26 protein-coding genes are annotated in these 22,419 nt (G+C 48.4%); 15 read left to right on the plus strand and 11 right to left on the minus strand.

The window, feature by feature from the left end; translation table 11 throughout:
- The first annotated feature begins 6 nt into the window (after positions 1-6).
- On the plus strand, positions 7-603 hold the full coding sequence (gene dcd, locus AC9UFE_RS02925; protein WP_509545478.1) for a dCTP deaminase: 597 nt from the start codon (positions 7-9) through the stop codon (positions 601-603).
- A 2-nt stretch (positions 604-605) separates the two neighbouring features.
- On the opposite strand, the gene AC9UFE_RS02930 is transcribed toward dcd, so the two are convergent.
- The gene (locus AC9UFE_RS02930) at positions 606-1,937 is read right to left on the minus strand and encodes an MFS transporter (protein ID WP_509545479.1); all 1,332 of its coding nucleotides are present in this window, start codon (positions 1,935-1,937) and stop codon (positions 606-608) included.
- A 213-nt stretch (positions 1,938-2,150) separates the two neighbouring features.
- Here AC9UFE_RS02930 and dnaK point away from each other — a divergent pair, with 213 nt between their 5' ends.
- Genes dnaK through AC9UFE_RS02950 form a run of 4 tightly spaced genes read left to right on the plus strand, consistent with a single transcriptional unit; the run spans position 2,151 to position 5,881 of the window.
- Positions 2,151-3,992: a molecular chaperone DnaK gene (gene dnaK / locus AC9UFE_RS02935; protein ID WP_509545480.1), complete on the plus strand. Its 1,842-nt coding sequence runs from the start codon at positions 2,151-2,153 to the stop codon at positions 3,990-3,992.
- Positions 3,992-4,531, plus strand: coding sequence for a nucleotide exchange factor GrpE (locus AC9UFE_RS02940; RefSeq protein ID WP_509545481.1), 540 nt, complete (start codon positions 3,992-3,994; stop codon positions 4,529-4,531). The genes dnaK and AC9UFE_RS02940 overlap by 1 nt, the downstream gene beginning before the upstream one ends.
- A 3-nt stretch (positions 4,532-4,534) precedes the next feature.
- Entirely contained in the window at positions 4,535-5,452 is a 918-nt protein-coding gene (locus AC9UFE_RS02945) for a DnaJ C-terminal domain-containing protein (RefSeq protein ID WP_509545482.1), read from the plus strand.
- 15 nt (positions 5,453-5,467) lie between these two features.
- Positions 5,468-5,881, plus strand: coding sequence for a heat shock protein transcriptional repressor HspR (locus tag AC9UFE_RS02950; RefSeq protein WP_509545483.1), 414 nt, complete (start codon positions 5,468-5,470; stop codon positions 5,879-5,881).
- Positions 5,882-5,897: 16 nt separating this feature from the next.
- On the opposite strand, the gene AC9UFE_RS02955 is transcribed toward AC9UFE_RS02950, so the two are convergent.
- Positions 5,898-6,680 carry an exodeoxyribonuclease III gene (locus AC9UFE_RS02955; RefSeq protein ID WP_509545484.1) on the minus strand — a complete coding sequence of 261 codons (783 nt, stop codon included), beginning with the start codon at positions 6,678-6,680 and terminating at the stop codon, positions 5,898-5,900.
- 17 nt (positions 6,681-6,697) lie between these two features.
- Here AC9UFE_RS02955 and pyrE point away from each other — a divergent pair, with 17 nt between their 5' ends.
- Genes pyrE through AC9UFE_RS02975 form a run of 4 tightly spaced genes read left to right on the plus strand, consistent with a single transcriptional unit; the run spans position 6,698 to position 10,484 of the window.
- Positions 6,698-7,258: an orotate phosphoribosyltransferase gene (pyrE, locus tag AC9UFE_RS02960; protein WP_509545485.1), complete on the plus strand. Its 561-nt coding sequence runs from the start codon at positions 6,698-6,700 to the stop codon at positions 7,256-7,258.
- Between the two features lies 1 nt (position 7,259).
- Positions 7,260-8,489 (plus strand): MFS transporter, encoded by a 1,230-nt coding sequence (locus tag AC9UFE_RS02965; protein WP_509545486.1) that lies wholly within the window; start codon positions 7,260-7,262, stop codon positions 8,487-8,489.
- On the plus strand, positions 8,490-9,149 hold the full coding sequence (locus AC9UFE_RS02970) for a TrmH family RNA methyltransferase (RefSeq protein WP_509545487.1): 660 nt from the start codon (positions 8,490-8,492) through the stop codon (positions 9,147-9,149).
- Positions 9,150-9,194: 45 nt separating this feature from the next.
- Complete coding sequence (locus AC9UFE_RS02975; RefSeq protein WP_509545488.1) at positions 9,195-10,484, plus strand: adenylosuccinate synthase; 1,290 nt, start codon at positions 9,195-9,197, stop codon at positions 10,482-10,484.
- A gap of 3 nt (positions 10,485-10,487) precedes the next feature.
- Here the strand turns inward: AC9UFE_RS02975 and AC9UFE_RS02980 are convergent, their stop codons facing one another.
- On the minus strand, positions 10,488-11,039 hold the full coding sequence (locus tag AC9UFE_RS02980) for a hypothetical protein (RefSeq protein WP_509545489.1): 552 nt from the start codon (positions 11,037-11,039) through the stop codon (positions 10,488-10,490).
- An 83-nt stretch (positions 11,040-11,122) separates the two neighbouring features.
- Here AC9UFE_RS02980 and AC9UFE_RS02985 point away from each other — a divergent pair, with 83 nt between their 5' ends.
- Both AC9UFE_RS02985 and AC9UFE_RS02990 read left to right on the plus strand, forming a co-directional pair.
- On the plus strand, positions 11,123-11,716 hold the full coding sequence (locus AC9UFE_RS02985) for a hypothetical protein (protein ID WP_509545490.1): 594 nt from the start codon (positions 11,123-11,125) through the stop codon (positions 11,714-11,716).
- Positions 11,706-12,077 carry a hypothetical protein gene (locus AC9UFE_RS02990; protein ID WP_509545491.1) on the plus strand — a complete coding sequence of 124 codons (372 nt, stop codon included), beginning with the start codon at positions 11,706-11,708 and terminating at the stop codon, positions 12,075-12,077. The genes AC9UFE_RS02985 and AC9UFE_RS02990 overlap by 11 nt, the downstream gene beginning before the upstream one ends.
- On the opposite strand, the gene AC9UFE_RS02995 is transcribed toward AC9UFE_RS02990, so the two are convergent.
- From AC9UFE_RS02995 to purD, 7 genes are read right to left on the minus strand one after another with little or no spacing between them, the layout of a single operon-like run.
- Positions 12,063-12,953, minus strand: a complete 891-nt coding sequence (locus AC9UFE_RS02995; RefSeq protein WP_509545492.1) for an aldose epimerase family protein — start codon at positions 12,951-12,953, stop codon at positions 12,063-12,065. The genes AC9UFE_RS02990 and AC9UFE_RS02995 overlap by 15 nt on opposite strands.
- A complete protein-coding gene (locus tag AC9UFE_RS03000) occupies positions 12,954-13,340 on the minus strand; it encodes a hypothetical protein (RefSeq protein WP_509545493.1) in 387 nt (128 codons plus the stop codon).
- 9 nt (positions 13,341-13,349) lie between these two features.
- Positions 13,350-15,632: a phosphoribosylformylglycinamidine synthase subunit PurL gene (gene purL, locus AC9UFE_RS03005; RefSeq protein ID WP_509545494.1), complete on the minus strand. Its 2,283-nt coding sequence runs from the start codon at positions 15,630-15,632 to the stop codon at positions 13,350-13,352.
- Positions 15,629-16,324: a phosphoribosylformylglycinamidine synthase subunit PurQ gene (purQ, locus tag AC9UFE_RS03010; protein ID WP_509545495.1), complete on the minus strand. Its 696-nt coding sequence runs from the start codon at positions 16,322-16,324 to the stop codon at positions 15,629-15,631. Before purQ ends, purL begins: the two co-directional genes overlap by 4 nt.
- A 3-nt stretch (positions 16,325-16,327) precedes the next feature.
- Positions 16,328-16,579: a phosphoribosylformylglycinamidine synthase subunit PurS gene (purS, locus tag AC9UFE_RS03015; protein ID WP_509545496.1), complete on the minus strand. Its 252-nt coding sequence runs from the start codon at positions 16,577-16,579 to the stop codon at positions 16,328-16,330.
- A 47-nt stretch (positions 16,580-16,626) separates the two neighbouring features.
- Positions 16,627-17,493: a phosphoribosylaminoimidazolesuccinocarboxamide synthase gene (locus AC9UFE_RS03020; RefSeq protein ID WP_509545497.1), complete on the minus strand. Its 867-nt coding sequence runs from the start codon at positions 17,491-17,493 to the stop codon at positions 16,627-16,629.
- A 1-nt stretch (position 17,494) separates the two neighbouring features.
- Complete coding sequence (purD, locus tag AC9UFE_RS03025) at positions 17,495-18,718, minus strand: phosphoribosylamine--glycine ligase (protein ID WP_509545519.1); 1,224 nt, start codon at positions 18,716-18,718, stop codon at positions 17,495-17,497.
- A 58-nt stretch (positions 18,719-18,776) separates the two neighbouring features.
- Between purD and AC9UFE_RS03030 the strand changes: the two genes are divergently transcribed.
- Genes AC9UFE_RS03030 through purM form a run of 4 tightly spaced genes read left to right on the plus strand, consistent with a single transcriptional unit; the run spans position 18,777 to position 21,988 of the window.
- Complete coding sequence (locus tag AC9UFE_RS03030) at positions 18,777-19,136, plus strand: sterol carrier family protein (protein ID WP_509545498.1); 360 nt, start codon at positions 18,777-18,779, stop codon at positions 19,134-19,136.
- Positions 19,133-19,393, plus strand: coding sequence for a hypothetical protein (locus AC9UFE_RS03035; protein WP_509545499.1), 261 nt, complete (start codon positions 19,133-19,135; stop codon positions 19,391-19,393). The genes AC9UFE_RS03030 and AC9UFE_RS03035 overlap by 4 nt, the downstream gene beginning before the upstream one ends.
- Positions 19,390-20,901, plus strand: a complete 1,512-nt coding sequence (gene purF, locus AC9UFE_RS03040; protein WP_509545500.1) for an amidophosphoribosyltransferase — start codon at positions 19,390-19,392, stop codon at positions 20,899-20,901. Before AC9UFE_RS03035 ends, purF begins: the two co-directional genes overlap by 4 nt.
- Complete coding sequence (purM, locus tag AC9UFE_RS03045) at positions 20,894-21,988, plus strand: phosphoribosylformylglycinamidine cyclo-ligase (protein ID WP_509545501.1); 1,095 nt, start codon at positions 20,894-20,896, stop codon at positions 21,986-21,988. Before purF ends, purM begins: the two co-directional genes overlap by 8 nt.
- A gap of 3 nt (positions 21,989-21,991) precedes the next feature.
- On the opposite strand, the gene AC9UFE_RS03050 is transcribed toward purM, so the two are convergent.
- Positions 21,992-22,396: a DUF779 domain-containing protein gene (locus tag AC9UFE_RS03050; RefSeq protein ID WP_509545502.1), complete on the minus strand. Its 405-nt coding sequence runs from the start codon at positions 22,394-22,396 to the stop codon at positions 21,992-21,994.
- Positions 22,397-22,419 lie beyond the last annotated feature (23 nt).

Below are 22,419 nucleotides of genomic sequence, written 5' to 3' on the forward strand. Positions count from 1 at the left end.
AGAGCAATGTTGATGTCAGATCGCGATATACGCGCAAGTATCGAAGCCGGCCAGATTGGGCTAGAGCCCCTCGAGATGGGCTTACTGCAGCCAAGCTCAATCGATGTTCGCCTAGACCGCTTCTTTAGATTGTTTGACAATCACAAGTACGCATTCATCGATCCTGCTGAGCAGCAAGACGAGCTGACCCGTCTAATCGAAGTTGACCCATCGGAACCTTTCATCTTGCACCCAGGAGAATTTGTTCTTGGTTCGACTTATGAGTTTGTAACCTTGCCAGACGATGTTGCTGCAAGACTCGAAGGTAAAAGTTCGCTTGGAAGACTTGGACTTTTAACTCACTCAACAGCAGGATTTGTTGACCCAGGATTCAAAGGTCACGTCACTCTTGAGCTATCAAATGTTGCAACGTTGCCTATCAAGTTATGGCCGGGAATGAAGATTGGTCAGCTTTGCTTTTTCAAGCTGACATCGCCTTCAGAGCATCCTTACGGAAGCGAAAAGTACGCATCGAGATATCAAGGACAGCGCGGACCAACAGCTTCTAGAAGTTACAAGAACTTCTATAGAACAGATGTTGGTTCTGCTCCGCTCGAGAACTAGCTCTACGCGGCTGGTGCAAATACCGGCTTCACAGTTAGAAGCAGTAGGAAGCCAATCATCAAAATCAACATCAGACCGATGATTCCCCAAATTGGCGACAACAAACCAATAAACAGAGTCCATGCTGCAGGAGCTAAGAAGCTAACCGATCTACCTGTTGTGGCGTAGAGCCCAAAAGCCTCACCTTGCCTGTCGTCAGCTGATAGTCGAGACATCATCGTTCTAGAAGCTGCTTGAGCTGGACCTACGAACGTGCATAGGAATAGACCGAAGCCAAAGAAAGCAACGGTTCCAAGGTCTGCAAACACAAAGACCCCCAGACCCCCAAGTATCACTCCCGCTAGTGAAATGAACACAACTGCGCGAGAACCAATTCGGTCTTCAATGAAGGCACCAACAAATGTTCCAATTCCTGCAACCACGTTGGCAGCGATACCAAAGATGATAATTTGTTCTGTCTCGAGACCAAAAGCTATTCCACCGAGCACCGCCCCGTAGATAAAAACTCCATTTAGACCATCACGATAAACCGCAGAGGCAATCAGAAACTTCAATAGGTTTGGGTTCTCGCGGCTCATTTTTACTAGTGAGCGGAACAAGTAGGCATAACCAGCGAAAAAAGATTCTTTCTGCGCGACCAGTACTGGCTTAGACTCAGGAACATTTATCATCAGTGGAATTGAGAAAAGCAAAACCCAGAACATACTGATTACCATGACAACACGCACTGGCAGTGCCCCAGAGTCTGGTATGCCAAGCATCTCTGCTCCACCAAAACGAATTATCCACAACGCCATAATCAGCAAAACAATTCCACCGATGTAACCAAGACCCCACGCAAGCTGGCTCACCTTGCCGCGGTCCCTAGGGCTTGCAACCTCGGAGAGCATGGAGTTGTAATTAACTGTCGCAAACTCAAAAAAGATTCCGCCGGCAGCTAGCAGCACTAGACCAAAGAAGAAGAAATCATTTGAGGGAGCAACAAAGAACATCAGTCCGATGGTCCCGGCAAACAGCCAGGTGTTGATCATCAGCCATTTCTTCTTTTGTCCAGAGGTGTCGGCGCGACGGCCAATAATTGGAGCAATCAACGCGATGATCACACCCGCGATAATGCCTGAGACACCCAGCCAGACGCCGGTGTACTGGCCAGCGTCCTCTTCACTGAGACCCGCCGGAGCGAATGCAGAGTCAGTAATGTATCGACCGAAGATAAAGGAGGTCACCACTGTCGGGAAGGCCTGAGAGGCCCAGTCCCAGAGGGCCCAGGAGAACGTACCCTTTTTACCGAGTTTGTTCGAAGAGGTCTTAGCTGATCCAGATGTGTTTGTCATGGCAACAAGCTACCGCAAGCCTGGTCAGTTGCCCCCAAATAGGTGGAGAATTTGGCGTGAACAGATTGCCTGGCTAGAACTTGAGTAGACGCGACTCAAGTTTTTCGGGAAAATACTTGACAAATGATTTGGGATTTGTGAAACTTGAGTCAATGAGGCTCAAGTTTGGGTCCTCAACCCCGATACACCAGTAAATACAAGGAGAAAACAAGCATGGCACGTGCAGTGGGTATTGACCTAGGAACCACCAATAGCGCAGTTTCAGTTCTAGAAGGTGGAGAACCAACGGTTATCGTCAACGCTGAGGGCTTTAGAACCACACCTTCCATAGTGGCTTTCGCCAAAGACGGAGAGGTTCTGGTGGGCGAGACCGCCAAGCGCCAGGCCGTCACCAACGTAGACCGCACCATTGCCTCTGTAAAGAGGCACATGGGCACCGACTGGAAGTTCAAGGTCGATGACAAGAATTACACCGCTCAGGAGATCTCAGCCAGGATTCTGTCCAAGCTCAAAAGAGACGCCGAGACCTACCTGGGTGAATCCGTAACCGACGCCGTGATCACGGTTCCGGCTTACTTCAACGACGCCGAGCGTCAGGCAACTAAGGAAGCCGGTGAGATTGCAGGACTAAACGTTCTTCGCATCATCAACGAGCCAACCGCAGCTGCTTTGGCCTACGGACTCGACAAGGGTCAGCAAGATGAATTGATCTTGGTGTTTGACCTCGGTGGTGGAACATTCGACGTATCTCTTCTAGAGGTAGGAAAAGACGATGACTTCTCTACCATTCAGGTTCGCTCAACCTCAGGTGATAACCGCCTAGGTGGAGATGATTGGGACCAGAGAATTGTTGATCACCTAGTCAAGAAATTCAAGGACACTACCGGTGTTGACGTTGCTAAAGACAAGATCGCTTTGCAGCGTCTAAAGGAAGCAGCGGAACAGGCTAAGAAGGAACTTTCTCAGTCCACCACCGCAAACATTCAGCTTCCGTATTTGTCTCTAACTGAAAACGGACCTGCAAACTTGGACGAGACAATTACTCGTGCCCAGTTCGAGCAGCTAACCGCTGATCTACTAGAGCGCACCAAAAAGCCATTCAACGACGTAATCAAGGAAGCGGGTGTAAAGGTTGCCGACATCGCACACGTTGTGATGGTTGGTGGATCAACTCGTATGCCAGCGGTTACCGAATTGGTAAAGCAGCTAACCGGAGGAAAAGAACCAAACAAGGCAGTAAACCCAGATGAGGTTGTTGCTGTTGGTGCTTCACTCCAGGCCGGTGTTCTAAAGGGTGAGCGTAAAGATGTTCTGCTTATCGACGTGACTCCACTAGCTCTTGGAATTGAAACCAAGGGTGGAATCATGACCAAGCTAATCGAGCGCAACACTGCGATTCCAACTAAGCGAAGCGAAACCTTCACTACAGCTGATGACAACCAGCCTTCGGTTTCGATTCAGGTTTACCAGGGTGAGCGCGAGTTCACCAGGGACAACAAGTCTCTTGGAAACTTTGAGCTAACCGGTATCGCACCAGCACCTCGTGGAATCCCACAGGTTGAAGTTACTTTCGACATCGACGCTAACGGTATCGTTCACGTGTCCGCCAAGGACAAGGGAACCGGTAAAGAGCAGTCGATGACAATCACAGGTGGATCTTCACTTGCGAAAGAAGATATCGAGCGCATGGTCAAAGAAGCTGAAGAGCACGCTGCTGAAGACAAGAAGCGTCGTGAAGAGCAGGACCTAAAAAACACTGCAGAGCAGATGGCTTACCAAACAGAGAAGATCATCAAGGACAACGATGACAAACTTCCTGAAGAAGTGAAGACCGAAGTTCAAGCAGACATCGATGCCCTAAAGACTGCACTTGCAGGCGAAGACATCGACGCCATCAAGAGCGCTAACGAGAAGCTAGCCACCTCAGCCCAGAAACTAGGCGAGGCAATCTACGCAAACACTTCAGAGGAAGCTCCGGCTGAATCAGAAGCTTCCAGCGAAGATGTGGTTGACGCTGAAGTAGTCGACGACGAGCCAGCCGCAGAGAAGAAGTAATGGCCGAGGAAAACCTCGAGCCAACCGAGAACGAAACTGTTGATCAGGTCGGGTCCGATTCCCCTTCGGACCCGATCGATCAGGAGCTAGCTGACTTAGTTGAGCAAACAGGACCAATCAGCAAAGAAGCAGAGCTTCTTGCTGATTTGCAGCGTCTGCAGGCAGAGTTCGTAAACTACAAAACCAGAGTCGAGCGCGACAGAGATCAAGCAAGAAACTCAGCAATTATTGAAGTAATTCGTTCTTTGCTTCCAGCATTGGACGATTTGGAGCGCGCAGAAGCGCACGGCGATCTTGAAGGAACACCGTTTATGGCGGTAGTTACCAAGCTAAGAAATGCTGGCGACAAGTTTGGACTCAAGAAGTTTGCGGTCAAGGGTGAAAAGTTCGACCCTGAGATCCACAACGCCCTAGCTCAAGTTCCAAGCAAAGACGTGAAAGAACCCACCATCAATGAGGTAGTTGAGGCGGGATTCATGATTGATGACCGACTTATTCGCCCAGCGATGGTCTCTGTGCTGGTTCCGGAGCAGGATTAACCTATGGCTAGCCAAGACTGGTTTGAGAAGGATTTCTATCAGACGCTTGGCCTACCCAAGGACGCATCCGAAGGGGATATAAAAAAGACCTACCGAAAACTAGCCAGGCAGTATCACCCGGACTCCAACCCAGGTGATGCCAAAGCCGAAGCTAAGTTCAAAGAGATCAGTGAAGCTTTTTCTGTTTTGTCTGATGCCGAGCAACGCAAAGAATACGACGCAATCAAAGCCATGGGTTCGGGTGCCAGATTTACTTCAGGTAGTCAAGGCGCCGGTGGCGGAGGTTTCGAGGACGTTTTCTCGAACATCTTTGGTGGCCGAGGCGGCGGCTTCGGTGGAGGCTTCGGAGGTTTTGATTTTGGCCCAACTGCAGGAATCGATCTAACTGCCAGAACTTCGATTGACTTTATCGATTCCATCAAAGGCGCAACAATCAAGCTAAGCCTGCAAGGTATGGATGCTCTCAACGTAAAAATTCCAGCCGGTGTTGTTGATGGTCAGAAAATCAAACTTCGCGGTAAGGGAAGGCCTTCACCAAACGGTGGACCATCGGGAGATCTAATTGTTACCGTTCGGGTAAAACCACACCCAGTTTTTATTCGCGATGGAATTAACCTACGCGTCATTGTTCCGGTCACTTTCGCTGAAGCAGCGCTTGGCGCAACTATCTCTGTTCCAACATTGGGAGCAGAACCGGTGAAGCTAAAAATTCACCCTGGAATTCCAAACGGCCGTGTGCTGCGAATTAAAGGTCGTGGAGTTGAAACGGGAAATAACCGTGGAGACCTTCTCGCAACAGTTGAAGTAGCGGTTCCGTCCCATTTGTCTGAAAAGGCTAAGAAGGCGCTTTTGGAATTTGAAGAACAAATGCCAAAAGAAGATCCACGAGCAGAACTTAATTCCAAAGCTGGCTTGCTCTAAAAAGGGAGGTGGAAAATGACTGAGTTAGATGAGAACACTCCGCTTTTTGTTATTTCCGTTGCCGCAGAGCTTGCTCTAATGCACCCTCAAACACTCAGGCAGTATGACCGTCTTGGTCTAGTGTCACCTTCCAGAACAGCCGGTCAATCTCGCCGATACACCATGCGCAACGTTGCGCAATTGCGAGAGATCGCGAGACTTTCAACCGAGGGTGTTTCACTCGAGGGAATAAAAAGAATTTTGGAACTCGAAAATCAAAACATCGAGCTCAAAAAACGAGTCCGAGATTTAGAGCAAGCGCTAGCAAATGAAATGTTGAACCGTCCCGGCGCAAGAATCTTCTCCGCTGGTGATCAGGGTATTGAGAGCCTGCTGGCAGGAAAGAGACCCGCTAGGTCCACTCAGGTTGTTTTATGGAGAGCAAGATAGCCAATTCAGATATGAATTAGGAAATCTCTACAACCACCGGAACGTGATCGCTCGGGCCTTCACCTTTTCGCTCATCACGTTCAATCTTTGCAGCAGTTACTTTTTCAGCAAAAGTATCTGAACCCAAAATGAAATCGATACGCATTCCTTCATTTCTTGGAAAGCGAAGTTGCTGGTAGTCCCAATAGGTATAACCGTCTGGAATTAGTTTTCTAACAACATCTTGCATACCAATTTGCTCAAAAGCTTCGAAGGCTTGTCTTTCTGCTTGAGAAACATGAGTTGAGCCAGCAAAGAAATTCATGTCCCAAACGTCGGTATCCAAAGGTGCAATGTTGAAATCTCCCATGAGCGCCAAAGGCGTTGAAGGATCGTTTTCTAAACTCTCCGCTGTAATTGCAGCTAGACGATCAAGCCACTCAAGTTTGTATGTGTAGTGAGGGTCATCCAAAGTTCTGCCGTTTGGAACATACAAACTCCAAAGTCTCACGCCATCAAAAGTTGCTGCTATCGCCCTGGCTTCTTCTTTGGTTTCAGGACCAAAACCAGGCATTCCGGTGAAGCCAATTTCTATATCCTCTGCTGGAATCTTGGAGGCAAAGGCAACACCGTTCCATTGGTTTAGACCATGCATTGTGATCTCGTAGCCAGCTTCTTCAAAAGGGGCATAGGGGAACTGGTCACGCTTGCACTTAATCTCTTGCATAGCCAAAACATCTGTTCCAGAGGCCTCTAGGTACGCTAAAACCCTTCCAACACGGGTTCTTATGGAATTCACGTTCCAGGTGGCTATTTTCACTCCTTAAACTTATAGCTATGTCTTCAACCGCCAACGACAAAGCAAAACTTGTTGAACTAATAAAGGATCTTGCCGTCGTTCATGGCAAGGTAACTCTTTCGAGCGGAATTCAAGCCGATTACTACGTAGATCTTCGACGAGCAACTCTGCATCACGAAGCTGCTCCTCTGATTGGCAAGCTCATGATTCAGATGCTCGAAGATGCTGGAATAGACAACTTTGAAGCTGTTGGTGGACTAACCATGGGTGCAGACCCAGTAGCAACCGCAATTCTTCATCAAGCAAATGCTCAGGGAAAAACAGTGGATGCTTTCGTTGTTCGCAAGGAAGCCAAGGCCCACGGAATGGGTCGTCAGGTCGAGGGGCCAGATGTTGCGGGCAAGTCGCTTATTGTTATTGAAGACACATCTACTACCGGGGGATCACCACTAACCGCGGCCGCTGCTTTGGAAAAAGCTGGCGGCAAGATTCTGGCGGTTGCAACTGTGGTGGATAGGGACACCGGTGCCAGACAGGCAATTGAGGCAAAAGGCTATCGCTACCTGTCACTGATCTCATTAGAGGAATTAGGTTTATAACTTGAGTAGCAGCCGAGGCATTGCCTCGTACATTTTCGTCGAGCTCTCCAACATCACCAGTGTTATCGCAGGATCAATGGTTTTCATAGCCCTTCCGTGGCTTGCTCTTGAGATCACGGGCTCCGCAGCAATGGCCGGTGCTGTTGTTGCACTGACCGCTATTCCGGGATTATTTCTGAGTCCAATTCTTGGAACAATCGTTGATCGAATTGGTAGAAAGGTAAGCGCGATTATTTCAGAGGGACTATCAGCTTTCGCGATTTTGCTGATACCTGTTGTTCACAGTTTTATGGAAATTGGATTCGTACTATTAGTACTTCTTGCAATGGCAAGAGCAATTGTGAACCCAGCGGCTTCAACTGCGAGAAAGTCAATCATTCCTGACATCGCAGGACCGGCACGTATTTCTTTGGAGCGAGCTAACTCAATCCACGAGGCAGTATTTGCAACTGGTTTTGCAATTGGCCCAGCAGTCGGTGCCGCGTTCATCGCCGTAATCGGTCCATACGACGTGTTTATTATTGTCGCGGTGTTTTCCGCCCTTGCTTCAATTTCAGCGATGCTCATAAATACCGTTGAGCATCGTGGCGATGGAGTTTCTGAAACAGGAAGTCTGTTACGAGACACCGCTCTTGGCATCAAGACGATATCGCAAACCCCAGCTGTGCTCTTGGGTATGAGCTTTGTTCTTACTCTTGCGATGATTTATCTTCCAACCGAGATGGTTATTCTCCCGGCTCACTTCAACTCACTGAACTATGCAACTGGACTTGGAATCTTGATTTCCACCATGGCGGGTGCATCGGTTATCGGGGCGTTGCTTTTTGAGACTCTTCAGAAATCTTTGAGCTATTCAACAATCTTGAAATTAGGTTTCATCGGACTCGGGCTATCAGTGCTGGTTTTATCATTCATCCCGCCGATGCCTATCATGCTTGTTGCAGGTGCTGTTCTTGGATTTAGCTGGGGACCACTGATGCCAATGCTAAACACAGTTATTCAGCGAGTCATCCCGGAGAACATGCGCGGCCGAGTATTTGGAATTGAAATGACCATCTGGGGGGCAGGACCGATGTTGACTGCAGTTGGCGTAGGTCTTGCCGTTGACTCGGTTGGTGTGCGGCCGGTGTATTTGTTCTTGGCAATTTTGGTTCTACTACTGTCGGTATTTGTATCCTTCAATAAAGCGAACATTCAATTGGATCAAGCTCAAAAGATTAGGTCAGTTTAGGTGCAGCACGAAGATTCTGATTTTGTAGCAGAGCAAACTACCTGGGGAGTGGGTCCCTGGGTGGGTGAATTGCCGACTGGCCAAGAGGCCTCCAAATACGATCCAGAGCTACTAGCTAATGGCGACACTAGAAACGTCGTAGACAAGTATCGCTACTGGTCGATGGAGTCGATTGTTGCTGACTTAGATTCCAAACGGCACAGCTTCCATGTTGCAATCGAGAACTGGCAACATGATCTAAATATTGGATCTATCGTTCGAACCGCAAATGCATTTTTAGCTGCCGAGGTCCATATCATTGGCAACAGGCGCTGGAACCGACGTGGTGCCATGGTGACCGATCGCTACCAACACATCAAGCACCATCCAACGGTTGAAGACTTTGTGGCTTGGGCAGCAACAGCAAACGAGGGCAAAGAGCTCCCGATTATTGCAATTGATAACGTGCCTGGCTGTAAGCAGCTAGAGAGCTACCAAATGCCAAAAAATTGTGTTCTGCTATTTGGTCAGGAAGGGCCTGGTTTATCAGAAGCAGCAATCGAAGCTTCTAAAGATGTAGTGGAGATCACCCAGTACGGTTCCACAAGGTCGATAAACGCTAGTGCTGCAGCAGCCATAACCATGCACGCTTGGATCACCCAGCACAAGTTCGGCTCCTAACAAGTCCCCAGAGGCCCAGAACTAGCTAGCTGGTAGGATTTTCTCGTGCCCGCAATAGTTCTAGTTGGCGCCCAATGGGGCGACGAAGGTAAGGGCAAAGCCACAGACTTACTCGGAGATCGAGTCGACTACGTAGTTAGATACCAAGGCGGAAACAACGCCGGACACACAGTCGTTATCGGGGACAAGAAGTTCGCTTTGCACCTACTGCCTAGCGGCATTCTCACACCCGGAGTAATTCCAGTAATTGGTAACGGTGTCGTGATTGACCTAAGCGTCTTGATCAAGGAACTAGATGGCTTGATTGAAAAGGGCGTTGATGTTTCAAAACTAAAGATTTCTGCCAACGCACACATCATCACCCCTTACCACGTGACAATCGATAAAGTCTCCGAGCGCTTTCTAGGAAAGCGCGCCATTGGAACCACCGGCCGTGGAATCGGACCAACCTACGGTGACAAGGTAGGACGTCTAGGCATTAGAGTTCAAGATCTTTTCGACGAGAGCATTCTTCGCCAGAAAGTTGAAGCGGCACTAGCGCAGAAAAACCAGTTGCTTTCCAAGGTTTATAACCGCGCCGGCATCAAAGCTGAAGAAATAGTTCGTGAACTACTTAGCTACACCGAGCGTCTTGCTCCAATGGTTTCTGATACTGCTCTAGAGCTTCACCTAGCTCTAGAGGCTGGAAAAACTGTTTTGCTTGAAGGTGGCCAGGGAACACTGCTGGACGTTGATCACGGTACTTACCCATTCGTAACTTCGAGCTCACCTATTGCCGGTGGTGCAACCATTGGCACAGGAATTGGTCCAACAAAGATCAGCTCAGTGATTGGAATCCTCAAGGCCTACACAACCCGCGTTGGATCAGGACCTTTCCCAACAGAACTGTTTGATCAGTGGGGCGAGTTCTTGCGCGAGAAGGGTTTCGAGTTTGGAACTACAACCGGAAGAGAACGTCGTTGCGGTTGGTTTGATGCACCGGTTGCCAAGTTTGCAACTCGAATCAACGGCCTAACCGATATCTTCTTGACCAAGCTTGACGTCTTGACTGGAATAAAAGAAATTCCAGTTTGCGTAGCTTATGAAGTTGATGGAGTTAGAACCGAAGAGATTCCAGTTTCGCAATCTGATTTCCATCATGCTAAGCCCATTTATGAAAACTATCCAGGCTGGGATGATGACATCACCGGTGCGAAAACTTTCGAAGATCTTCCAAAGAATGCCCAAGACTACGTTCTAGCCCTTGAAAAACTTTCTGGAACTAGAATCTCCGCAATCGGAGTCGGTCCTGATCGTAACGCGACAATTGTTCGCCATGATTTACTTCGCGCTTAATCTTTAGGGTTTAAGAGCAAGTGGATAAACCGCGTCTAGCCAAATACTGTTTTGACCATCGGCTGCTGAGAAATAAATAGCAGCGTCTGCTTTTGCATAGCCGCCATTTTGAAGTAGGAACTTGTATGCAACCGCTGATTTGTCTTCTGGAACGTAACCAAGCCTTAGCCCGGAAACAAAAACCGCCACAGCAGTCTTGCTATTTCTGTTTCCAGGATCAACAATCAAGGTTGCAACATCATCCCAATCTCTGCCGTCAATAAGACCAACGTTTTTTTGCAGTGCCGAGAAGTTGGGTGCGTAGAAACTTTCTCCAACTACCTCGAAGCTGAAGCTCTCGTCACCGAGTAATTCTCTGGCTGACATTGCGGTCATGGAGCGATTAGCGTCCAAGATGTTTGGAAGAGGTTTATCGCCAACCACTTTAAGAGTGTCAGCTTCTAGAGCGGATTTTCTGGCTTTTGAGAGCACTACCCCCAGAGCAATTAGTCCACCAAACACCAAAAGCAGCCAAGGAGCTGCTTGAAAGAACTGCGCTGCTAGGGCAAAAATCACTACCCAAGCAATGACCCCCATACATGTGCGCATGTTTTCCAATCTAGGCCACGGGTAAGACAATTTCTTGGTTAACTTGTAATGTGACCAGCTCTGAATACGCAACCGAACCCGGCGAGAACGATGAAGCCATCGATCGTTGGGGTTCAGCGACATTAGGCCAAGACCCACTGCTTGCGAGCTTTACGTTAGAACCATATTCTGCCGTTCGACCACATGTTCCGTTTTATAGGTTCTTTCACTACCCTGACATTTTGGACTTTCGAGCAAATGGGTTTGAGGTTGACCACTTTGTAGAAATCTTTGATTCCCTTGACGGTGCCAGGTATTCTCAAGCACTGCAGGTTCACAGACTACTTCGACAGCGTGGTGGCAATCTAATTTGGAATGCCAGGCGAGCTCGGGAAATAGAGTTTTCAGTGAGAGCTTCGCTACACAGCTTTGGTATTTCAGATGTTCCTAATTTGCTGAGAAAAATGCTTGGCAGGGCATTTCCGGATGAATCAATTAGTAACCTCTCTATAGACCTAATAAATGTTTATTTCTGGGGATGCCTAGCACTAGTTGCAAGAAGGTATTCCTGGAAAGATCCCGCCCTTGAAAGATACGCCGACTACCTGGAGCTGCCCTTGCTAATCTCAGGTCTACTGCCAGAAAAGGAACAGAATGCTGCTTAGAAACCTGGCCATTATTTCAGCCGGTACGTTACTGCTGACAGGCTGCTCCAGCCTTAGCCTTCCTGATCAGGCAGACGCTCCAGCTTGCGAAGCACTGAGCACAGTTCTGACTACAAAACTGGAAACGCTTCCAAGCGGCGGTTTTGACGCAACTGCGCTATCAAGTGCAATAGTCAACGACGTACTTTCCATAGCACCGGAAGGCTTACAGGCAAATATCCAGAGTGTAACTGACGCATTGGCTACCGACCCGATTAGCGCAACTGAGGTGGCAGCAGCTGCTTCTGAGATAGCAATCCGGTGCGCTCTGGTGGGTGTGGACCTTGAGTTTCCAAACCCACAAGATCTACTTGGTGGCTAGCCTTACTCCCCAGTGACCACTGAATTTCTCACCTGGATTTATTAGTACCAAATCTTCCTGGTTGTTAAATGCGTTTGCTGCCCCCGATGCTGGCTCAAGAGCTAAAGCAGAGATTAGACCGGAATCAGAATCAAATTGATCTGTGAGATAAACCACAAGGTGTTTTAGATTATCGCTTTGATGTAGATCGGCACTCCATTCAGCAGTCACAAGCTTGCTAACAATCTCACCTGATTTCGCCACAAGATCGGTAAAGAAATCATCAAGTTCTACACCAGCAAGAACTTTACTGTTGGAAAAATCAAAATCAGAACCCCGAGTCGTAACTTTCACGTCGGGTATCTTGCTCTTTGTCTGGGTGTAATAACTTTGAGCAGGCAAAGTTAGTAAAGCTTGGCTTGAGTCACCAATCGCAAAATAGGGGTGGAAGCCAATCACAAATGGAGCAACCTCTGCACCCACGTTTATGGCAGTGAAACGGCAGACTAATTCAAGCTCAGTTAATTCGTAGGAAATTTCTAGTTTTACCTTGAACGGGTAGCCAGCCGATTCGTCAATCAGGTGCTCAAGGGTAATTGAATTTGTTCTTTGGTCTTTCACACTGAACTCGGCTTCAAAGACAAGTCCGTGATGCGCATTTCCTAAGCCAATCTCATTTATTGGGTTTCTAAGAGTTCTACCCGAGGGGTCAACCCACTCACCGTTTGCTAGACGGTTCTGCCAGGGGGCTAGCACCGCTCCGGCAAATACCTTGGTTGCATTTTTTGCTCTACGAATCAGCTTCTTGGAATCAAGAGATAGCTCCAAAATTGAAGCACCGGTAGTTGAAAGTGTTGCTGAGGATCCAGCACCGTTTGTAAGAACTATGTCGGGCATTTAGCCTCTGCGAAATAAAAAGAATGTGTACATCGCGGAGAAAACAAAACCAATGGCCGCATACAAGATTGTGAACCAGGTTAGCTCCGCAGGAATCAATAGCGTGATGACTCCAAGACCAAATGCTGATAACTGCATCACGGTGCTGGCAAATCGAACTCCGCTATCATTGGCATACATGCTCACAACAACCATGTTTCCGGTTAGGGCAACTAAGGTAATTGCAATCATTCGCATCGACCACTGCTGATCTAAGGAAGCTTCTAGGCCCAATAGCTCCAGAAACACAACTGGTAGGGCAAGTAGGAAAATTGCGCTGGCTCCAAAAACCATGGCTCCAAATCGAAGGACCATGCGAAGAGCTGTTTGGTCTTTTGTTTCGTTCATTAGTTCAGCTTAGCCAAACAAGTCAGGCAGGGCACTTTCCCAAGGAGCACGAAGATCGTTGAGCTTCCAGGTGGCCAAGTCTTGGATAGCAAGCTCGTCTGTGTCATCGGTGACTCCGATTCGAAGAACTGGTACTCCCCTTGCTTCGCAAAGACCAACGAATTTCACGTCATCTTCACGGCCAACGCTAACAAGAACACGTCCTGTTGATTCAGAGAACAAAGCGGAGGTGCGATCAACACCATCTCGCTCACAAATCTCAGTGATCCAAACCCTAGCCCCCATGTTAAATCGAAGAACGGATTCGGTAAGCGCTTGTGCTAAACCACCCTCTGATAAGTCCATCGCAGAGGCAATCAACCCTTGCAAACTCGCGCCGTGCAACAGTTCAGCCAGTTTCTTCTCATAAGCAAGATTTACTTTTGGAGGACGGCCCCCAAGGTGGGAGTGAATAACATCTGCCCAAACAGAACCATCTAGCTCATCTTTGGTGACACCAAGTAGATAAAGATTGTTGCCATCGTCTTGCCAGCCAGATGGAATTCTTCTGGCAACATCATCAATTACGCCAAGCACACCAACAACCGGTGTTGGGTAAATGGCAGTATCACCGGTTTGGTTATAGAAACTAACGTTTCCACCTGTTACTGGAATGCCAAGCTCTAGGCAGCCATCAGCCAAGCCTGTGGTTGCCTGCTTGAACTGCCACATCACACCGGAGTTTTCTGGAGAACCAAAGTTCAAGCAGTTGGTAACGGCAATGGGGACAGCGCCACTAGTTGCAACGTTTCGGTAGGCCTCAGCTAATGCGAGCTTGGCACCCTCGTATGGATCTAGCTGACAGTAGCGACCATTGGCATCAGTAGAGATTGCAACTCCTAAGCCGGTAGTTTCTGAGACTCGAATCATGCCGGCACCGTCTGGATAAGCAAGCGCGGTATTGCCTCCCACGTACCTGTCGTACTGGCCGGTAACCCAAGACTTATCTGCCTGGTTGGGGCTAGAAATAATTTGAACAAACTGGCTCGCTAGATCAGATGAGTTTGCATTGGCCCTGGCAAGTTTTCTAGATGCACCAGTGTCCTCATTGAGCGGCTTTTGGAAAGTTGGTTTTTTGACTGGTCTTTCATACACCGGACCGTCATGAGCCACAGTGCGGGGAGGCACGTTAACGATTTCTTCCTTACCCCAATTGATGTGTAGCCGGTCTTTCTTGATTACTTTGCCAAGAACTGAGTACTCAACCTCATGACGATCAACAATCTTCTTGAAGCTCTTGAGGTGCTTTTTAGGCACAATTGCCATCATGCGCTCTTGAGACTCACTCATCAGAATCTCTTCTGGGGTTAGTGACTCATCGCGAAGCAGTACGTTTTTTAGCTGAACTTTCATACCGCGGCCACCGTTTGATGCAAGTTCACTGGTTGCACAAGATAATCCAGCCCCTCCAAGGTCCTGAATACCTGCAACAACTCCTGCTGCAAATAGCTCAAGGCAACACTCAATCAAAACCTTTTCTGCGAATGGATCGCCAACTTGCACTGCAGGCCTTCGGCTTGGACCAGTGGAGTCGAAGGTCTCACTAGCTAAAACAGAAACACCACCGATGCCATCGGCTCCAGTTCTAGCTCCAAACAAAATAACCAGATCGCCTGGGTTTTCAGCTTTGGCAAGTTTCAAATCTTCGTGTTTCAAGGCTCCGATGCTTAGAGCATTTACTAGCGGGTTACCCTGGTAAACCTTGTCAAAAACTGTTTCACCACCAATGTTTGGTAGCCCCAGACAGTTTCCGTAAAAAGAAATTCCATCAACAACGCCGTGCACAACGCGTGCAGTGTCTGCACTCTCAGGTGCACCAAAGCGCAACTGATCCATCACCGCTATCGGTCTTGCCCCCATGGTCAATATATCGCGCACGATTCCACCAACACCGGTTGCTGCTCCCTGAAACGGTTCGATATAACTTGGGTGGTTATGGCTTTCCACCTTGAAAGTGACTGCTAGACCCTCACCGATGTCGACTACACCTGCGTTTTCACCCATGCCAACTAATAGATGTTTTTTCATTTCGGGGGTAACTTTTTCACCGAACTGGCGAAGATAAATCTTGGATGATTTGTAGCTGCAGTGCTCACTCCACATAACCGAATACATGGCTAATTCGGCGCTGGTTGGTCGTCGCCCTAAAATCTCGCGGATGCTCTCGTATTCATCTTTTTTTAGGCCAAGCTCTAACCAGGGCTGTTCTTTGTCTGGATCGGCTTGGGCTTGTTTGGTGGTGTCGATGATCATGCGCTAACAACCGAGTTCAAAACTGACTGGAAAATCTTGAGTCCATCGATACCGGATCGCATGGCAACAGGAGAGTCAGGACCAAAGCCAGGCTCAACCGCGTGCTCTGGATGAGGCATTAGGCCCACTACGTTGCCTCGTTCATTTCTAAGTCCCGCAATGTCATTCATTGAACCGTTTGGATTCACATCTAGGTATCTAAAAGTGATTAACCCTTCACCCTCGAGCATCTTTATTGTTTCTTTGGTGGCGATGTAACCACCCTCGCCGTTTTTTAGCGGAATGGTTATTTCATCGCCTTTTTGGAATTGATTTGTCCAAGCGCTGTCAACATTTTCAACCCGAAGCTTTTGATCTCTGCATACAAAGTGTTGCTTTTCGTTTCGAATTAATCCGCCTGGTAGCAAATGGGATTCAACCAAGATTTGAAACCCGTTACAGATTCCCAACACAGGTAGACCCTGAGAGGCCCTTTTTACTATGGTTTCCATAACCGGTGCTTGAGCTGCAATAGCACCGCAGCGAAGGTAGTCACCGTAGCTAAAGCCTCCAGGCAAAACCACAGCGTCAACTTTTTTGATTGATGAATCTGCATGCCATAGGGAAACTGGCTCACCGCCAGCGAGTCTGATTGCTCTTGCGGCGTCGCGGTCGTCTAAAGATCCTGGAAAAGTGACGACGCCGATTTTCATTGTTTAGTCTTGCTCCACAGTCACCGAGATAACGTCTTCGATTACCCCGTTGGTTAGAAAACTCTCCGCGATTTTCTGAGCCTCAGCAAGCTGAGCTGCTGTTGGGTTTGACGGGTAGTGAAGCTCAATACGCTTACCGATACGAACAGCTTTGATTCCCTTGTGACCAGAGCGCTCCAGGGCTTTAGCTACGGCCTTTCCCTGTGGATCCAGTAGGTCTTGCTTGGGCATCACCTGAACGACAATTTTTGGCAACTAGTGGCCCCCTATGGTGGCTAAAACAATCTGGGAATGCTTTGAGTTTACTGGTTTGCGTGCACGAGCTTTTGACGCAACTCCGCATAACGCGAACTTACCTTCTCAACTAGCTCTGGACTCAAAACAGTCGGAGGATTCGTGCCTTCGGGGTCCCAGCTTTCGAGTAGCCAGTTTCGAACAATCTGCTTATCAAAGCTCTCAACAGTTTTGCCTTGCTCGTAGGCAGCCTTATTCCAATACCTACTGGAGTCAGGAGTTAGAACCTCATCAGCAAGAACAATTTCCTCGCCCTTAGGGTCCCTACCAAACTCGAACTTGGTATCTGCAAGCACCAACCCAGCCTTCAGCGCAATTGCGCTTGCTTGCTTGAAAATCTCAATTGAAGTTGAACGCAATTTCTGCGCTACATCTTCACCCACCAGTTCAACAACCTTCTCAAAGTCAATGTTTTGATCGTGCTCGCCAACTTCTGCCTTAAAAGCCGGCGTAAAGATTGGCTCTGGTAACTTGTCGCCATCTTTCAAACCCTCAGGAAGCTTGATGCCGCAAATTTCCCCAGTGGCTAAATATTCCTTGTATCCAGAGCCAGCTACGTAACCACGCACCACGCATTCCACTGGATACATTTCTAGCTTCTTAGCTACCGTTGCCCGGCCCTCAACTTCACTTGGAGCAGAAACATTTTTGACTAGGTGATTTGGAACATTCAGTTTTTCAAACCAAAAGTTTGTTATTGCCGTTAGGTTTTCGCCTTTGCCAGGGATTGCCGGAGACAGGATGTTGTCAAAAGCGCTGATGCGATCGGAAGCAACAATTAAAACTAAATCTGCTTGTGAAGAATCTTCTGATTCATACAGATCTCTTATCTTGCCGCTGTATACATGTTTCCAGCCAGAAACCTGCTCCGGCAAGCTAATCAGCCACCTTGGCTGCGATGTCAGTTCGGTAATGTGAACCGTCGAGAGTAATCTTCGATATGGCTTTGTAAGCTCGCTTCCGCGCTTTCTTAAAGTTCTTTCCAGTGGCAACAACCGATAAAACTCTTCCAACTTCAGACCCAAAACAAATCTCAACACCGGATACTCGCTGTGCTTTCTTGATGCCTTTGATTTCACGCACAGGAGCCTGGCTAGCTGGGTAGCCCTCGCTAGCCAGCACAACTGTGACTGCAACATCTTGAGTGAACTGCGCATCGGAGGCATTTTCTAGATGCCCTGTTGATGCTTTGTAGAGCAGTGACTCCAAAGGTGTAATTAGCCTTTGCAGGACAACTTGAGTCTCGGGATCACCGAATCTCGCATTGAATTCAATAACCCTGATGCCACGGTCGGTAACTATTAATCCGCAGTATAAAAGTCCAACAAATGGCGCACCTAGATTGGTTAGCTCGTTGATTGTCGGCAGGGCAACAGTGTCTTCGACTTCCTGGATGAAGTTTTCAGGAAGCCAAGGCAGGGGACTGTATGCACCCATGCCACCGGTATTTGGACCCTGATCATTATCGAAAGCCCTTTTGAAATCTTGCGCGGGAGTTAGCGGCATCACGGACTTTCCATCCGATAAGAAAAACAAACTTACTTCTTGCCCGGCAAGAAACTCTTCGACCAAGATTCCCATGTGGATGTACTCGGCTGCATGCTTTAGGGCAGCTTTTGAATCATCGGTAACAATTACGCCCTTGCCAGCAGCTAAACCGTCGGCCTTGATTACATATGGAGCACCGAAGTCTTCCATGGCTTGTTCAACTTCGTCTATGGTCTTGCACTGCCTTGCCATACCGGTTGGTACCCCTGCAGCAGACATGACTTGTTTTGCAAAAGATTTGCTACCTTCAAGCTGGGCAGCGACTTTGCTTGGACCAAATACTGCAACTCCTTGAGCGCGCAGTGAGTCAGAAACTCCTGCAACAAGAGGTGCCTCTGGCCCAATGATTGCAAGCTCAATTCCTTGCTCGAGAGCTAGCTTGTCAACCGCTAGGCGATCGGTTATGTCGATATCTGGTGCGCACTCAACTTCTTCAGCTATGCCTTTGTTACCTGGCGCGACCAGAACATCTTTTGGGCTGGTTCCAGTTCTGATTAGAGATTTTACAATCGCGTGCTCTCTGGCACCCTGACCCAAAATCAGTATCTTCATGTTCATTAGCTTAGTTAGCTTGAACAAAGCGACTTTTGAGAGTTTGTAGGCTGGAGCTGTGCTCAGAAGAAAGATATCCACCTCAGACGGAGAAGCTGCTATCCAAAGCTTTCAAGCTGGATCGGCTACCAGTCAAGAACTAGCTACCGCGGTTAGATTCTTACTCGAAGAGCTCGGAACCAAATACCCAGGCGCCGCAGTTGAGGTCCGGGTCCCACCCCTTGGTGCTATCCAGTGCGTGGCTGGCCCAAGTCACACCCGTGGCACACCGTCTAATGTTGTTGAGCTTGGCCCAGAGCCTTGGCTTGCCCTAGCCCTTGGCGCCCAAAGCTTTGAGGAACTTCTGGAGCAAGGAAAATTGACCGCCTCTGGCAATAGGTCAGACCTTACGGATTTGTTCCCTATATTTAAAGCGTGAGCCAAACCCCCATCGTTTCAAATGCAGAGGTAAACATCAGGCGCGCTCCAAAGTATTTACATTTTGCGCTAACCGGCTTTGTTCTGGGAATCATCGTGGCACTTTTTATGGGCCTTAGTTCACCTGCAATCGCTGGACTACTAATTGTCTTCGGCGGAATTGCTGGTGGAGGAACTGGAATAATTCTTGCCCTTGTTTTTGATGCAATCTATCGATCACGAGGCAAAAAACTAACCGCAACGAAAGTGAACGAGTGATTCGCGGCGACGGCAGACTAAATCACGATCTGCTTCCAGGTGAAAAAGGTCCACAGGATCAGTGTGGAGTATTTGGCGTCTGGGCCCCAGGCGAAGAAGTTTCTAAGCTTACGTACTTTGGTCTTTATGCTTTGCAGCATCGCGGACAAGAGTCTGCAGGTATTGCCACATCAAATGGTAAAAAACTTCTTGTTTACAAAGACATGGGTCTTGTTTCACAAGTTTTTTCCGAATCCGCACTTGAGTCACTAGTTGGTCACGTAGCTATCGGTCACACCAGATACTCCACAACCGGATCTTCTTCTTGGCGAAACGCACAACCCACTCTCGGTAAAACAGCCTCTGGCACAGTCGCACTCGGTCACAACGGAAATCTCACCAACACCGCAGAGCTTCTAGAAATTTTGCGTGCAAACTACCCGGACCAATCAGACAATGAGATAACCGGAGGTAACACTACAGACACCGCGGTGCTAACTGCTCTGCTTGCTGGAAATCCAGACAACTCTTTGGAAAACACCGCACTTGAATTACTACCAAAAGTAAAAGGCGCATTTTCTCTGGTGTTCATGGACGAACAAACCCTTTATGCAGCCAGAGACCCGCAGGGTGTAAGACCACTGGTTCTTGGAAGATTAGAGCGCGGTTGGGTTGTTGCCTCAGAAACTGCAGCCTTGGATATCGTTGGCGCTTCCTTCGTTCGAGAGATTGAACCAGGTGAGCTGATTGCAATTGATGAGAACGGTTTGCGCTCCAAGCATTTCGCAGCAACCAAAAGAGCCGGCTGTGTTTTTGAGTATGTGTACCTGGCCAGACCAGACACTTCCATCAACGGACGTAACGTATACGACGCCCGAGTGGAGATGGGTCGAACTCTAGCTAGAGAATATCCAGTGGAAGCAGATCTGGTTATCCCTACTCCAGAATCTGGAACCCCAGCAGCAATTGGCTTTAGCCAAGAATCTGGAATTCCTTTTGGTCACGGGTTGGTAAAAAACGCTTACGTGGGAAGAACCTTTATCGAGCCGAGCCAAACAATTAGACAGCTTGGAATTCGATTAAAGCTAAATCCGCTAAAAGAAGTAATCAAAGGCAAAAGAATTGTCGTTGTCGACGATTCAATTGTTCGAGGAAACACCCAGCGGGCACTGGTTCAGATGCTGCGCGAAGCTGGTGCCAAGGAGATCCACGTTCGTATTTCTTCGCCACCGATTACCTGGCCTTGTTTCTACGGAGTGGACTTTGCTACCCGCGCCGAGCTAATTGCAACGGGTCTTGCGCCAGATGAGGTCCGGATGTCCATTGGCGCTGACAGTCTCGGTTACCTATCCAAAGATGGAATGGTTCAAGCTTCGGAGCAAAAAGAAAGCGAGCTTTGTACCGCTTGCTTTACCGGAACTTACCCAATCGAGCTCCCAACAGCAGATCGCTTGGGAAAGAACCTTCTCGAAAAAGGTGTTGCCACCATCCACCAAGAAGGATCACTAAAAAAGGTCTCGAATGACTAACCCCTACGCTGGCAGCGGCGTCGATACCGAGGCTGGCGATCTAGCAGTTTCATTGATGAAAAAAGCTGTTAGTGCAACACACAACAAGCATGTCTTTGGCTCTTTGGGCGGCTTTGCCGGGGCAATGGATGTTTCGTTCTTGAAGAACTTTCAGCAACCAATCCTTGCCACCTCTACCGACGGAGTTGGAACCAAGGTTGCAATAGCTCAGGCAATCGACAAACACGACACCATCGGGCAAGACCTAGTTGGCATGGTCGTTGACGACATCGTTGTGATGGGTGCAAAGTCGCTTTTTATGACTGACTACATCGCATGCGGGAAGCTTTTTCCAAACCGCATTGCCGAAATAGTCACAGGAATTGCCAAGGCCTGCAGTGCAGTTGATGTTGCGCTATTGGGCGGAGAAACCGCCGAACACCCAGGTCTACTGGGCGAAAACGAGTATGACGTTGCTGGAGCGGCGGTTGGAGTAGTTGAAGCAGCCAAGGTTCTTGGACCGGAGAAGGTAAAAGTTGGCGATGTAGTTTTGGGTCTTGCTTCTTCAGGATTGCACTCCAACGGCTATTCTCTAGTTCGCAAGATTGTCGAAGACAGCAAATTGGATTACACCCAATCCGTATCGGAGTTTGGATCCAAATCCCTTGGAGAAGTTTTACTTGAGCCAACAATGCTTTACACGGGAATTTTGAACCAACTACTTGATTCAGATTTGGGTAATTCAGTTCACGCCCTAAGTCACATCACCGGCGGTGGAATTGCAGCAAATCTTTCCAGAGTTTTACCCGTTGGAGTCTCACTTGAAATCTCCAGAGCAAGTTGGGCACCACAGGATGTGTTCAAGGTCCTCGCTGAGTGGGGAGCGTATCAACTCGAATCTCTTGAAGGAACCTGGAATCTAGGTTTGGGTTTTGCGGCAGTTGTGGACGCATCTTCCGTAAGTGCAATATCGACAAAGCTAAATCAAATGGGGATCAAGACTTGGCAATTGGGTGTTGTAGAAAAGTCAACTGACGTTTCGGGATTTGTAACTTCGGCCAAGGGAGTCGAGGGTGGAGCAGTTCGCCTAATTGGAAACTACGCCTAAAAACTAAACTCTGCCGGTTGGGACCGCTTGGTCCTTGAGGATTTCCCACTCCTGGTCTGTGTAAATTCTTGAGCGAGTTAGAAATCTCATTCCCTCTGGAACCTCAAGAGAGAATCCGCCACCGCGACCAGGAATCGCGTCGATAGTCAAATGGGTGTGTTTCCAGTATTCAAACTGTTCTTGCGACATCCAAAACTTGATTGTTCCAGGAACACCTTCAACTTCAATGTCGGCTAACAAAACATCGCTTCCGCCAACACGGAATTCGCCTGCGGGGTAACACATAGGTGAAGAACCATCACAGCAGCCACCGGACTGGTGGAACATCAAACCAGTGCCGTGAATTTTGGAAAGCTTAGCCATTAGCTCACGAGCTGTGTCTGTGAAATCAACTCTGGTTATTTCCATGATTATTCCTTTGTGTAAAAAAT

It is taken from the genome of Rhodoluna sp. (genome assembly GCF_044239955.1).
Taxonomy (GTDB): Bacteria; Actinomycetota; Actinomycetes; order Actinomycetales; family Microbacteriaceae; genus Rhodoluna.